This window comes from Luteolibacter sp. (genome assembly GCF_039920825.1).
Taxonomy (GTDB): domain Bacteria; phylum Verrucomicrobiota; class Verrucomicrobiia; order Verrucomicrobiales; family Akkermansiaceae; genus Luteolibacter.
Map to the genome: position 1 here is coordinate 1 of NZ_JBDSCX010000089.1, position 12,348 is coordinate 12,348.

Below are 12,348 nucleotides of genomic sequence, written 5' to 3' on the forward strand. Positions count from 1 at the left end.
CGTCGGCGATGAGTTCCTGTTTGACCGGCGAGGCATGGGTGAGGGCGGGAAGGCAAACCCCGGGGCGGAGGTTGGCGAAGAGGCCGAAGTGTTTGCGCAGCGGAAGCAGCGCGCCGCGCTCGGGCTGGATGTCGGGTGGCAGGGATTCCCATTTTGGTCCGCCGACGGAGCCGAAGAGGATCGCGTCCGCAGCCTCGCTGGCGGCGACGGTTTCGGGAGGAAGCGGGTGGCCGGTGGCATCGATGGCCGCGCCGCCGACCAGGTGCTCAGTGCGGGAGACCGCGAATCCGAATATCGCCTCAACGGCGTCAAGGAGGCGGAGGGATTCGGCCATGACTTCGGGGCCGATGCCGTCTCCGGCGAGGATCGTGATGCGGTGACTGCGTGACATGCGCGGGAAAATGGCGGGCGATTCGGGAACTGGCAAGTTTGCAAAAGCAGGACTTCGCGGGACGGATTCAATCCGTTACGTTAGAGATCCGGTTTCGAAATTGCTTCGGGCATGTGGAAAATTCAGGTGGGGCATGGAATAAGGGTTCATTCTTCTTGACTCGTTTTGGCTCGGGGCCTAAATCGCCGCCCCCAATCGAACTTTTTACCTCTGATTCCCATGGCTAACGCACAAGTAATTCTCAAAGAAAAAATCGAAGGCCTTGGTGCCGAAGCTGATGTCGTCAAAGTCCGCGCGGGTTACGCCCGGAACTTCCTGATTCCACAAGGCAAGGCTTTCGAAGCCAGCAAGTCGAACCTCCGTCACGTCGAGGCACTCAAGGCCAATCGCGCCGCCCGCGAAGCGGAAGAGCTCGTTGCTTTCCAAGAGCTCGCCACCAAGATCTCCAAGCTCAAGCCGAAATTCACCCTTTCCACCGGTCAAGGCGGCAAGGCATTCGGATCGGTCACCAGCATCGACATCCACAAGGAACTCGAAGCCGCCGGCATCGTCATCGACCGCCACGCGATCGAGCTCGACAAGCCCGTCAAGAAGTCCGGTAAAACGGAAGTCCAGATCCGCCTCCATCCGGAAGTGATCACCACGCTCACCATCTCGGTGGACGCCGGCGACACGAAGGAAGAAAGCGAAGGCTGATCGTCCAGTTTCCTTTTCAAGAAAAACCCCCGGTTCGTCAGACGAACCGGGGGTTTTATGTTATTGGGGCGCGAACTCCAAAAAGTAGTTAGACCAGTCCCTGGCGCAATGCCTTGGACACCGCCTCGGTCTGCGAGCGGACTTCCAGTTTTCGATAGATGGAACGCAGGTGCATGTCCACCGTGTGCTGGGAAATCGAGAGTTCGTCGGCGATTTCCTTTTTGATCAGGCCCTTGACCAGAAAACCGAGCACTTCCTCCTCGCGGGCGGTGAGGGGCTCGATGTGGGTGACCGGACCGTGACGGGCGAATCCCTTGAGGATCATGCTGGCGATCGGGGCACTGAGCGCGGAAGTGCCGTGGACGACATCGCGGATGCCTGATAGAATTTCATCCGGGTCGGCCGTCTTGAGCAGGTAGCCGGACGCGCCGTTGCAGATGGCCCGATAGACCTTTTCCCGGTCATCGGAAGCGGAGAGAATAAGGACCTTTAACTCCGGCAGCAGAACGCGGATGTCGGTGAGCACGTCCAGACCGTCGCGACGGGGAAGACCGAGGTCCAACAGCAGCAGGTCGGGACGTTCGTTGGTGAATTTCAGCTTGTCGAACAAGTCGGCGGCCGAGGTGAAATGATGGGAGCAGACGAGATCTTCCTCGTTGCTGATGAGGCGGCGGATCTGTTTGGCGAACACTTCGTGGTCCTCAAGTATCCAAACGCAGGTGGTGGTGGCTGGTGCGGCGATCATGCTAGGGTGGGGTGTGCGGTTAGGTGGGAACGTTTCACAAACAAGCGGATTTGAGTGCCGCTTTCCTTGGAAGAGGCGATGTGGAGAAGTCCTTCGAGGACACGGGCCCGGTCTTCGAGTTTTCGGACGCTGGTCGGAGCGAGTTCTTCGTTGAGCGGCAGGCCGATTCCATTGTCCAGGATCTCGAGTGCCAGCTTGTCATCCTCATCCCAGAGCCGGATGGAAACGCTGTTGGCATGCGAATGCTTGAGGACGTTGTGAATCGCTTCCTTGTAAAAAAGGAACAGATGGCGCTTGGCATCGAGCGAGAGCTTGGCGGCCGTCTTGTTGGAATCACACTCGAGCGTATAATTGATTTCCCGTAGCAGGCGGCCGGCGGTTTCGCGCATGCGCTGGACCAGATCGCCGATGGAGTCCTGACGGCGTTCTAGCAGCCAAACGATGTCGCGCATGGCCAGCGAGCTTTCGCGGGCGATGGATTCCACTTCACCGAGGTCTTCGGCGACTTCCTCAGGCCCGTGAAGGCGGACGAGATCCTTGCGGGCGGTGCGGGCGATAAGGGAAATGCTGCCGAGATTGCTGCCGATGTCGTCGTGGAGGTCGGAAGCGATTCTCTTGCGGAGTTGATCGAGCTGGTCGCGCGACATCAGGCGGCGACGCTCGACGATGAAAACGGGAATTAGGAAAGTAAGTCCCAGGATCACGGCCGATCCCCAGGTTGCGTTGAGTTCGCTTTCGGAAGCTTGCTGATGATGCAGGGGTTTCAGTTCGGCGAGTTCCTTCTCGACCCGGCTGCGTTCGAATAGCTGTTCCAGCCAGACAGCAACCGGAATGATTTGTTTCTCCGAGGCAAAACCGTCGGTAAGCGCGGTGACGGGCGTTTCCTGATCGCCTTGTTTGCGGGTCACGATATTTCCAGCAGCGAGATTCTTTCCTCGGGACCAAACTTCAATTTCCGATAGAGCGTGAACCTTGAATTCGCCCATCATGCACGGACGATTGCCGGTAATTCTAACTCCTGTCGCAGTTTTTCCGCACAGTGGAATGACCAAAGGGGTCATGCTGCTTGAGCCCGCGAGGGGATTGGACCATTGGTATTCGAATGGCTCGTCCTTGCCGTTTTCATCGATCAGATGAATCGTCAGCGAGTCGGAAAACACCGAAGATTCAAACGAACGGTCCAATTGATAGGGGAACAGGATCACGCGGTCCAGCGGGGCCGGATGTTCGAAATCGATCGTCCAGGAAACCTCTTCGGAAGCCGTGGAAACTGCGACGGAATCTCCGTTCTGATTGCGGGGACTCCCGCCGTTTTGCCAGACACCGAGCGGAGTGCGTCCGTCAGTGAGGGCTTCGGGATACCAAATTCCCGGCGCATTGAGGTCGCCTGTTGTCGTGACAGAGGCACCGAAGGAAACCGGATCGCGATTGGAAATGACGGCGATTTCGGACAGGCCGAAAAGATCGAGCATGCCCTTGTTGTGGCCTTCCTGCACGGTCAACCGGACGTAGCGGGCGGTATCGTGGGCCTTGAATTGGACCGGATTTCCATCGGAAAACCCGGGATTTGAGAAGGGCGAGCTGAAAAGGATCGTCCGCTCGGCAAAATCCTCGCGATTCGACAACTCAATCGTGAATCGTTTCGGAAAAATACCCGGATCTTCTAAAAACTCCCGTTGTGCGGGAACGAGCGAAACCGCGTCGATGGGATATTCCTTGCCGAGGTCCAAGGTGATCGATGGATCCGGCGCACCCTTTTTCGCGCGGTATCCCCGGTAGCCAAGACCGGTTTTCATCGCGTGTTCTCGATGCTGGGCGAGAGTGGAGATCCGGCTATCAAGCCAAGTCACTCGATCTTCTGTTTTAACGAGTTGCGGATCAAAAGCGCGGGCGATTCTAGCGATTGGATTCGCGATTTGGGCTGGCTGGGCGGCTTCCGCCGGATTCGTATACTGGCACGCCAAAGCCAACAGCGCGATGCTGGTGACGGGGCGGGTATGACGGCAGGCGGGCATAATCCTGTGAAGCAATACGCTTGCGATGCTGATAGTTTTTTAAAAATAATCAACCTTTTTTAATTAAAAACTTATCATGGCTTCCAATACCTCTGCAACATGAACAGAGCGAGTCGCTTCGGGCGGAGGATCCCCGTAAGCCTTAGTGGAGCTTGATTGGAGAGATCTCAGAGCGGCAGCATGAAGCGTTTCACCGCCTCCCGTTTGAGCCGGAGTTCGCGCCACTCATTGACGAGGCGGCTGGCTTCGATCACGCCACATCCGGCGGGCAGTAGAACTTGGTTTTTCTCCCACCAGATGCCCCGGATCGCCACGATGGCGTCAAATTTGCCTTCATCGAGAAGTCCGAACGGAGCACCGAACTGCTTCGGGCAGCCAAGTCGATTTCGCCATTCGAAAAGCAACGAAAGCGTTTCGGCTGTCCTCGGCAATGGGCCGAGTGCCGGCGTCGGATGCAGTTTTCGGATGAGTTCGTCGGGTGTTCGAGGGGATTGGAGATCCAGACGAATATGGGTCAGAAAATGCACGATCGATCCCAGATCTAGAATTTCACGGGCGCTTCGGTCGATATTGCCAAGATCCAGCAGCTTCGAGACCAGGGTCTGCGCGACATATTCGTGTTCGCGGATTTCCTTTTCATCGACCGCGAAAACCTCGCGATCGTCACTTCTTGCTGTCCCGGCAAGGGCCATGGTTTCGAGGCACGTGCCATCCAGGGCGAACAATAATTCAGGAGTGGCTCCCGAAAATCCCGAGTCTCCGTCGATCCAGCCGTATGAATGAAGCGGTAGTGGCTGGCGGGTCATGGCGGCCATGATGGCGAATCCAGCAGGTTGATCTGCCATTCCGGTTTCGGTTACCACCGGGACGGTTTTTTCAAAAATCCCACTGTGAATCGATGACATGACCTCCTGGAAAACAACCGAAAACGGCGCGGCGTCCAGCGGGAGCCATCCGCATGAAATTGATGCGGCGTTCTGAAATCGCATCGTCATTTCCCGGATGGTGGTCCGTTCGACGGTGCTCGGGGTTTTCCATGGTTTCGCATCCTGGAGCGCAAAGTCCTGAACGTAAAAGGAAGTGCCGTCCGCAGGTGGTTCGGAGGACTCCACGAACGGACCGTGACCGACGATCAGGCTGCCGTCTTGCTTTGCCAGCCATGCCATCGATTCGTTCAGTTTTTCCATGAGAAGCGGACCAAGGGTGGGCGAGGGGAGTGGTGGTCGCAAGCAGGATCCGCCGTTTAAAATGCGTCCTTCACGTGATTGACACGGGGCTTTTTCCCCTCGTCCAGATAGACCTCGATGACATCGAATCGCCACGGTAAATCCCGCGTTCCCAGGCTTTTCAGCCAGGCGTTCGCGCCTCGTTCGATCAGCCGTTGTTTCTCCGCTCCAACGGCATCCAGTCCGCGGATTTTACTTCCTTCCCGGCGGGTTTTCACTTCGACAAACAGCAGCAGTTTGCGGTCGCGGGCGACGATATCCACTTCGCCTTTGCGAGGCCCTCGGTAATTGGTGGCGAGGATTTTGCAGCCTCGGGATCGGAGCCAATCACGGGCGACCCGTTCGCCGTGGTTTCCCGTCCACATCCGGTCGCGCGGTTGGCCGTCAGGCCCCGTCAAGCGGCAGGGTGTATTGAGCGACCGGCTGAAACGAGCGACGATGGTGGCAACAAGGGCCGTGATTCCGTAGCGCTTCAAGATGCGCTTTCGTGCCATATCCCTGATGCTTCGCAAAGCCGAATTGAGGGAACTCCCTATCAATCGCTAACATGATCCGATCCCGCGTCACCTTGGCGATGATGCTGGCGGCCGCGATCGAAAGTGACAGTCCGTCGCCTTTGACGATGCCGTCATGGGGCAGCGGGAAATTTTTTACCGGCAGCCCGTCGATGAGGCAATGATCCGGCGAAATGGAAAGGCCTTCCGCTGCCCGCCTCATGGCAAGATGCGTGGCTCTCAGGATATTCAGCCGATCGATCTCCTCCCGATCCGCCGTGGCGACTGCCCAGAGAATCCGGGTATCGGAGGTGAGTGTCAGATAGAGAGACTCGCGTTTTCTCGCGCTGATTTTCTTGGAGTCATCCAAGCCGTCGCAAGTGAAGCCTCTCGGCAAAATCACCGCGGCTGCGGCGACCGGACCTGCCAGCGGCCCTCGCCCCGCCTCATCAATCCCGGCGATTTTTAAAAAACCTCGGGCTTGAAGGGCGGTTTCGAGAGACAAATCCGGCATTGCGTGCCTCAGAAGCTATTGAATCGATTCCGAGTCGTCATCTGGAAATTTGAGACCGTGGCGAAAATCTGGGTGGAGAATACCATTCCGTCACTGTCCACGACCACGCCAATGCCGGTGTGAGTCCACTCACTCCGCATGTTGTATTCGTGATCCTTGGATTCCGACCAAAGCTTGACCAGCGTTGCGGCCGCGCCTTTTCCGGGATGATTCGCGGCGGCCACGTTTTCACTGACGCTTTGCATTTGGTAGCGCTCGCGGGCGATCAGGGTGCGGCCTTCAAAGCCGACGTGACTGACGTTTTTCCCGTAAATTCCGAACTGGCCGCGATGGGTTCGCAGGTATTCGCAATGCTCCTGGGCAAGGCGGTCGAGACCGGTGTGACGTTCGAGATCCGACGCGCCGTGGCTGCGGCGGTAGGAATTGACTTCCTGGAAAACCTGGCCGGAGAGCGAGGAGTCAGGATGAAGGGATGCCGATACTGGCATCCGGGTGGTTTCCGGTTGGCTCGCGCAAGATGCCAAGGCACCTGCGCAAGCGACCACAATCGCTTTCAGGGATGTATTTGTTTTCATGCAGGGACAGCACTGGTCCGCTAAATGTCAAATTATTCCCTGATAGTAAAGATTATTTAAAAATACACGCGATCACGTAATGCGGATGCCTAAAGTTTTTTAAATTGCAGAAGCGTAAACTTTTCCCATCCCGGGAGGCCGTAGCCGTTGGCCGTGCCTGCGGCGAGGATTTCAGTGTCGATCAGGTTGAAAACCGCATAACCGGCGAAGTTGGCGATCAGCTGTCGCGCCTCGGGCTTGGATGAATAAGAGTTCGTTCAGAGGCTGACGGCTCATCGCGTGGACATCGGTGCGTTTCTCACTGCCGGTGCTTCCTGATGGAGCGGCGCAACTGGCGATGGCGAGCGAGACGGCTGCGAAGCCGAGGCATTAGAGGGATTTCATAAGATCAGTTCAGTTGGTGTTTCGTTAGCGGAGATTGAGCTTGAGAATGCGGTTGACCTCGTCAATGGCCTGTGGATTTTGATGGGCGCTGTGGCCGGACGGGACGATTTTCTCGGATTTTGCGCCGTCCATGTGGGAGCTCCAGTAGGGGACGACACCGTCCTTGGAATTCGGACTGTCGCCTTTGCCGCGATCACCGATGATCGTGTGATAGGGAATGCCCGGAGTGATCGGCAGGGTATTGACGGCTTTCACAAACCGGTTGGTCGGAGAAAGGGTGTCCACACTGTTGGGAATGCCTTTGATCTGGAGATCGCCGGGCTGGAAGGTGACGAGATGGGCCACTTCCGAACCCGCCTTGAGCAGGGTTGTCGGTGCATGGACGAGTTTTGAACCGAGGCGGCCGATCCAGTTGTTGGCGAGATCACTACCCTTCAAGGGCGAGGCGATGAAGATCACGCGGCCGATTTCCCGACGGTGGTTGAAAATGAGCGCATTCTTGAAGAGCTCCCTGTTTTCCGCGGACATTTTCACGTCATCCGGCTTCTTTTTGAAAATCTTCATCCAGAGCTTGTCGCCGTCGGTATCGGTGATGAGCAGCCGGCTGATGCAGCCACCCATGCTGTGACCGATGACGACCATGGGTTTCGTCGGATGGTATCGTTTTTCAATGGCATCGAGGTCTTTCTGGAGAATCGACGCGGAATACGGATAGGGATAGCCGCTGGGGTAACTGTAGAACCAGAACTGATAGTTCTGCCGGATCGCGGGATCGCCGCGCAGGGTGTTGATCATGGGGGTCCAAGTGGCTTGAGAATCCAGCAGGCCGTGGATGACCAGGACGATGCGTTTGTTCGGATCATAGGGCTGGAGGCCGATAATTTGCGCGGTTTCGGAAAACTTGCCGGGGTTGAGTGCGCGGGCGAGTTCGAGTTTTTTCGGATCGTTTTTCGCAAGCATCACGGCAAGCGGCACGGTGAAGTCGGCGGCGAGCGGATAGTTTTTTCCGTTCATCTCCACAGTTTCCTTCGCGAGGGGGTCCTCGAAGGCGATCTCGCAGGTTTTGCCCTTGAAGCGGACTACGGCAGTGACGCCGTAGTAGATGCGCTTCATCGTGAAATCCTCTTTCGATTTCACTCTCTCGGTCTTGCCCTCGGCCACGGTCGGTGCGCCGAGGCCGGGTTTAATCGAGCGCTTGGTCACGTAGCTTCCGGCCACGTCGAACTCGTCCGCCGGCGTGAAATCGTAAAGTGCGGGATTCTGATTCGGATTCGGATTGGGTCTTTTGGTGACGACGAAATCACCGCCGCCCGAAGGCACGAGCAGTGGCTGGTTCCATGGATCAAGTTTGGCATCCTGGACGGTGGAAACGATCCGGGCGACGGCGAAGTTGTAGTCCGATATCGCCTGTGCGTCCTTGGGATTCCGGGCGAGTTGCTGTGAGGAAATGTCAGCTGCTGATAGATAACCGCCGAGCGCGGCCAACGGATCGCGGCTGCCGAATTTCATGGATTTCATGATCGAGCTGTGAACCTCGCTGGGCGGTCCCGCGACTGGATGGAATTCGGGCTTCCTGGCTTTGACGTCGGAATAGCTGGTGCAGCCGGCCAGCGAGAGAACCAGCGGAAGGAACGCGAGGATGAAGGGACGAAGTTTCATGAATTGGCGAATCGATGGGTTGGGGGTAGGCAACGCAGTGATCGAAAATTTCTTTCATTTCGCGGAAAGCGACCCGCCGGCCCCGATCGCGACGATGCGGGTGCGGGGCTTTTCCGTCCAGTCCCGATCGATGGCCATGCCCACCCGTTTGCCAACGACCTGCTGATAGAAGAATCTTCAACAAGACACCCCCGCGGGTGGATTCGACAAGGCGATAGCGATGGAAATGCTCGTCCAGCCATTCCTTGATTCGTGCGATCTCCTTGCAGCTGACGAGATCCGACTTGTTCGGGATGAGCATGTCCCCGAAGGCGATCTGGTGGAGTTTCAACTGCATCATTTCCGGCACGGCTTGTCCGCATTGTTCTCTCACCTGATACTCAACGGCTTTTGGAATGGTTTGGCGTTTTATTTCATACCACGCCGATTGTAGCATGGAGATTTGAAACACGTCACGAATGGGCGATAAATTAGATATTTCTGCCTCGCGGTTAGAATAACCGTCTAATTATCAGTTTGAAAATTATTGAATTTTTTTGCCGCCTAGATTATGACCTCTCTTGATATCGCTCAAACTCCCAAAACCGATTGCGGACAATCGGGGCAGGTGGCAAGCAAAAGGGGGATCCTTGCATCACTACGCGAGATCCGATAAGGCTCCGGATCCAGATAGCTTCGGATCACTGCGGCTTCATCAACTGATCGTAAATCAGCTGATAGGGCTCCGGCGAGAGGCCGAGGTCGCCGCGGTAGGGGCGGTCGAGGGCGAAGATCATGAAGATGACCAGCCCGATGAAGGTGGATAGCAGGATCACTTGGATGCCGTGCAGCCGCACGTCCTGGATCCGGAAAAAGAAGGCGGAGCACAGGCTGATGAAGGCTCCGCTGACGATGACGAACCAGAGGATGCCGGGCAGGCGGGTTTCTACGGAATCGAGCCGCATCCGGCGGGCTTGGATCATGATGTTGTAGGCGCGCATGGCCTCGGCGTGGAGGATCTTCTGGCCCTCGGTGATGGGTTCGAAGCTGGCGAGGGTTTTCTGAAAGTCATCGATCAGCTTGACCCCGCCTTCGGGAATTTCACCACGACGTTGCTGTGGCCACGCCTGATGGATGACCTGATCGACGTAAATCCGCAGGTCCTCTTGAAGATGCGGGCGGATGGGATCGGGATAGCTGCTGACATCCCGATAGAGGGAGGCGAGGGAGGTGGCTTCCTGCGAGATGGTTTTCGAAACCTCGCCATAGGTTTCCCAGACGCTGACGGACATCAACGCCACGGCGAGTCCGTAGAAGACCATCACGGCCTGCAGCATGGCTCCGCTGAATTCCCCATCCACCTCCTTCACCGCGAGCCGCGGCAGAATCCAGCGGCGGACGATGAAGAGTCCGGCCACCGAGTAGGCACACAAGGTGATAACAATGAGAGGGCCGGAAATCGCGAGAGGAAGATCAAAGAAGGAGTCGATCATGAAGGAGTTGATGTGTGAGTCTTGTGACAACTATGGAGGGACTATCAAACCGCATGCGAGTTCATTCGATGCGGGTGATCGTGTATCCTTTTTGTTCGAGGTAAAAGCGGACGTTCGATTTTCCGATGAAATGTCCTGCACCCACAGCGAAGAACTGCACTTCATCCGGCTCGTTCTTCAACGTGGCGGAAACGTAATCCGCCATGATGACATTCCGATCATAGAGGATGCTTTGCATCAGTCGCTCGCCTACTTTCTTATGTTCACCCAGCATCGTGGAATCCAGCGCTCGATTCATCACTGCCTCAACCTTTCCGGTGTCACCTGAGGTGTAGGCATCGATCATATCGCGCATCAGATTTATTCCCTCCGCGCGCTGCTTCTTCAGGCCGTCCAGAGCATCGGCGAGCAAGAACACCTGTTCTTCCTCGGTGAGATTCCTGAATCCTGTGATCTGTTGTTCGAAGGATTGCATGCCGCTCGTTTTCTTGCCGGCTTTCGAGGCCCTTTCCCACAACTGAAAATCCAAAGGCTTGGTGCCATCCAGCAAAAAGGGCAGGCTCGGGAGCATGAAGCCGATATACCAGGTCTTGAGCGGTTGGTAGAATTGAGCATCGAGCTTCGGATTGATCAATTTCAGCTCAGCGTCCAATTGTTCCGAGAGGTCCTCGCCTAATGAATCCGCCAGAGTTTTGCCGTCGTCGCGGTTGAAAAGGGGGATCGCTGCTGTCTGGCTAGCAGTATCTAATGGCACTTCCGTGTGGAGGTGGGTGGCTTTCTCAAAAGCCTTGGCTGCCGAAGGGTGCAGGGTGGAGATGGGTTCTTGCCCGAAGTGGATCGTTCCGAAAAGGTAGGACGGGCTTTTGATTCCCGGGCCTTCAATTTGCCAGAGCAAGGGTTTGACCGGGTGATCCGGCTCAGCGTGAACGTTTGCCACGACCGGCAGGCAGCCCAGAGCCGCGATGCCAAGTTTCCGCCAGAGATTCCCGATGGCGGGAAACAATGGTTGCGGATCTAGCAGGAAGTGGACATCCTTCGTGGTGAATTTCATGATGGCGGATGTTTTCGGGCCCGGTTGGAACATGGCCGTGATTTCAGTGAAGCAACGAAACGGTCGCGCAGACGACAAACACCAGCGGGAAAATCCAACGGCAGCGGCGGTCGATGGCACGGGCGGTGTCGATGCGGCCGTCCTTTGAGAATTTCGAAACGGTGATGACTTCGATGAGGGCGAGGAAAATGAGCAGCGTGCTTGTCAGGATGAACGCGTCGAGGCGGGTGAGGTAGGGGAGTTTCGGCACGTTTGCCTCGATGGCGAACCGATAGGCGATGAGCGTGAGCATCGAAGTTACGGAAATGCTGAACTGCGGACCGGTGTCGCTGGGGTCGATCCAGAAGACCGACCACGACATCATCACGATGAGCAGCAGAGGCAGGATGACTTTGAGAATGAAATACTGGGAATTCCGGGCGGCTGTGAATTCGAAGGTCAAGCCAGCGGTCGAGAGCCCCGGAGCAATCTGATAGTCGGAAGAGCCGGCGGACGATGACAGCACCTGCCAGTCCTGGATGATGAGATGGTTCGATAGGCCGGAGCCGTCACGCATGCCGGCGGCCACCATCGCCGGATCCGGCTCGAACCGGATATCCTCGGGACGGTAGCCAGGCATCGTGAAGTGGATACCGAAGGTCGCCTGGTCGAACGGGAAGTCCCGCAGGTCGAGCAAGTCGGTGAAGGTGCCGAGGATCCGCTGCCGATAGACCACGTCGCCGTCGGGTGTCACTTCGCCGAACTCCGGCAGCGACCGGGTGGTGCCGCCGGCATCATTCGCGATGAGCAGATTCGGATTCCAGATTTCCGAGAGCGGGTATTTTTTATTACCCGGCCCGTTATGTTTCAGGCTGGGATCATTCCACCGCAGGATGAGCATGAAATTGATGGTGAAGGTCTGCTCCACGCTGTCGATTTTGGTGATGTCGGCGGCCCACACCACGTAGTTGATTTTGGTGGGGCCCGCCTCGGCATTCGGACGCGGGAGGGTCGGCGGGAGTTGGATTGCGGCGATCGCCGCCGGAGCGAATCCGGATAGAGCGAGGATGAGCGACAGGAAAAAGCAGCGGAGAGTGGTGAGACGGCTCATGGCGGGGAGGGCTTCAGAAGCGGGCAGCAGGGAAGA

The 12,348-nt window shown here is 56.9% G+C and carries 13 protein-coding genes; 2 read left to right on the forward strand and 11 right to left on the reverse strand.

Annotated features, from left to right (window positions below; all coding sequences use genetic code 11):
* Nucleotides 1-391: isocitrate/isopropylmalate family dehydrogenase (locus ABIQ96_RS25490; protein ID WP_348217485.1), on the reverse strand; the 391-nt coding region annotated here is incomplete at its 3' end.
* Between the two features lie 219 nt (nucleotides 392-610).
* On the opposite strand from ABIQ96_RS25490, the gene rplI reads away from it, so the two are divergent.
* Nucleotides 611-1,087, forward strand: coding sequence for a 50S ribosomal protein L9 (gene rplI / locus ABIQ96_RS25495; RefSeq protein ID WP_348217486.1), 477 nt, complete (start codon nucleotides 611-613; stop codon nucleotides 1,085-1,087).
* Nucleotides 1,088-1,175: 88 nt separating this feature from the next.
* Here rplI and ABIQ96_RS25500 read toward each other — a convergent pair whose 3' ends face one another.
* Both ABIQ96_RS25500 and ABIQ96_RS25505 read right to left on the reverse strand, forming a co-directional pair.
* Nucleotides 1,176-1,832: a response regulator transcription factor gene (locus ABIQ96_RS25500; protein WP_348217487.1), complete on the reverse strand. Its 657-nt coding sequence runs from the start codon at nucleotides 1,830-1,832 to the stop codon at nucleotides 1,176-1,178.
* The gene (locus ABIQ96_RS25505) at nucleotides 1,829-3,628 is read right to left on the reverse strand and encodes a histidine kinase (RefSeq protein WP_348217488.1); all 1,800 of its coding nucleotides are present in this window, start codon (nucleotides 3,626-3,628) and stop codon (nucleotides 1,829-1,831) included. The genes ABIQ96_RS25500 and ABIQ96_RS25505 overlap by 4 nt, the downstream gene beginning before the upstream one ends.
* Nucleotides 3,629-3,631: 3 nt before the next feature.
* Between ABIQ96_RS25505 and ABIQ96_RS25510 the strand changes: the two genes are divergently transcribed.
* Nucleotides 3,632-3,910 carry a hypothetical protein gene (locus ABIQ96_RS25510; RefSeq protein WP_348217489.1) on the forward strand — a complete coding sequence of 93 codons (279 nt, stop codon included), beginning with the start codon at nucleotides 3,632-3,634 and terminating at the stop codon, nucleotides 3,908-3,910.
* A gap of 104 nt (nucleotides 3,911-4,014) precedes the next feature.
* On the opposite strand, the gene ABIQ96_RS25515 is transcribed toward ABIQ96_RS25510, so the two are convergent.
* The 8 genes from ABIQ96_RS25515 to ABIQ96_RS25550 form a co-directional block, all read right to left on the reverse strand.
* Nucleotides 4,015-5,034, reverse strand: a complete 1,020-nt coding sequence (locus ABIQ96_RS25515; RefSeq protein ID WP_348217490.1) for a chorismate-binding protein — start codon at nucleotides 5,032-5,034, stop codon at nucleotides 4,015-4,017.
* Between the two features lie 56 nt (nucleotides 5,035-5,090).
* Complete coding sequence (locus tag ABIQ96_RS25520; RefSeq protein ID WP_348217491.1) at nucleotides 5,091-5,471, reverse strand: YraN family protein; 381 nt, start codon at nucleotides 5,469-5,471, stop codon at nucleotides 5,091-5,093.
* Nucleotides 5,458-6,081, reverse strand: a complete 624-nt coding sequence (locus ABIQ96_RS25525) for a ribonuclease HII (RefSeq protein ID WP_348217492.1) — start codon at nucleotides 6,079-6,081, stop codon at nucleotides 5,458-5,460. The genes ABIQ96_RS25520 and ABIQ96_RS25525 overlap by 14 nt, the downstream gene beginning before the upstream one ends.
* An 8-nt stretch (nucleotides 6,082-6,089) precedes the next feature.
* Complete coding sequence (locus ABIQ96_RS25530; protein WP_348217493.1) at nucleotides 6,090-6,569, reverse strand: CAP domain-containing protein; 480 nt, start codon at nucleotides 6,567-6,569, stop codon at nucleotides 6,090-6,092.
* A 495-nt stretch (nucleotides 6,570-7,064) separates the two neighbouring features.
* On the reverse strand, nucleotides 7,065-8,699 hold the full coding sequence (locus ABIQ96_RS25535; RefSeq protein ID WP_348217494.1) for an alpha/beta hydrolase: 1,635 nt from the start codon (nucleotides 8,697-8,699) through the stop codon (nucleotides 7,065-7,067).
* A 680-nt stretch (nucleotides 8,700-9,379) separates the two neighbouring features.
* Nucleotides 9,380-10,171 carry a DUF4239 domain-containing protein gene (locus tag ABIQ96_RS25540; protein WP_348217495.1) on the reverse strand — a complete coding sequence of 264 codons (792 nt, stop codon included), beginning with the start codon at nucleotides 10,169-10,171 and terminating at the stop codon, nucleotides 9,380-9,382.
* A 61-nt stretch (nucleotides 10,172-10,232) separates the two neighbouring features.
* Nucleotides 10,233-11,222 carry a TraB/GumN family protein gene (locus ABIQ96_RS25545; protein ID WP_348217496.1) on the reverse strand — a complete coding sequence of 330 codons (990 nt, stop codon included), beginning with the start codon at nucleotides 11,220-11,222 and terminating at the stop codon, nucleotides 10,233-10,235.
* 43 nt (nucleotides 11,223-11,265) lie between these two features.
* Nucleotides 11,266-12,312 carry a hypothetical protein gene (locus ABIQ96_RS25550; protein WP_348217497.1) on the reverse strand — a complete coding sequence of 349 codons (1,047 nt, stop codon included), beginning with the start codon at nucleotides 12,310-12,312 and terminating at the stop codon, nucleotides 11,266-11,268.
* Between the last annotated feature and the right edge of the window lie 36 nt (nucleotides 12,313-12,348).

What these genes read in the sequence shown, in the direction of transcription:
- ABIQ96_RS25550 (WP_348217497.1), bottom strand. Translation starts at nt 12,312, where the DNA reads ATGAGCCGTCTCACCACTCTCCGCTGCTTTTTCCTGTCGCTCATCCTC.
- ABIQ96_RS25515 (WP_348217490.1), bottom strand. Translation starts at nt 5,034, where the DNA reads ATGGAAAAACTGAACGAATCGATGGCATGGCTGGCAAAGCAAGACGGC.
- rplI (WP_348217486.1), top strand. Translation starts at nt 611, where the DNA reads ATGGCTAACGCACAAGTAATTCTCAAAGAAAAAATCGAAGGCCTTGGT.
- ABIQ96_RS25500 (WP_348217487.1), bottom strand. Translation starts at nt 1,832, where the DNA reads ATGATCGCCGCACCAGCCACCACCACCTGCGTTTGGATACTTGAGGAC.
- ABIQ96_RS25540 (WP_348217495.1), bottom strand. Translation starts at nt 10,171, where the DNA reads ATGATCGACTCCTTCTTTGATCTTCCTCTCGCGATTTCCGGCCCTCTC.
- ABIQ96_RS25545 (WP_348217496.1), bottom strand. Translation starts at nt 11,222, where the DNA reads ATGAAATTCACCACGAAGGATGTCCACTTCCTGCTAGATCCGCAACCA.
- ABIQ96_RS25525 (WP_348217492.1), bottom strand. Translation starts at nt 6,081, where the DNA reads ATGCCGGATTTGTCTCTCGAAACCGCCCTTCAAGCCCGAGGTTTTTTA.
- ABIQ96_RS25535 (WP_348217494.1), bottom strand. Translation starts at nt 8,699, where the DNA reads ATGAAACTTCGTCCCTTCATCCTCGCGTTCCTTCCGCTGGTTCTCTCG.
- ABIQ96_RS25505 (WP_348217488.1), bottom strand. Translation starts at nt 3,628, where the DNA reads ATGAAAACCGGTCTTGGCTACCGGGGATACCGCGCGAAAAAGGGTGCG.
- ABIQ96_RS25530 (WP_348217493.1), bottom strand. Translation starts at nt 6,569, where the DNA reads ATGCCAGTATCGGCATCCCTTCATCCTGACTCCTCGCTCTCCGGCCAG.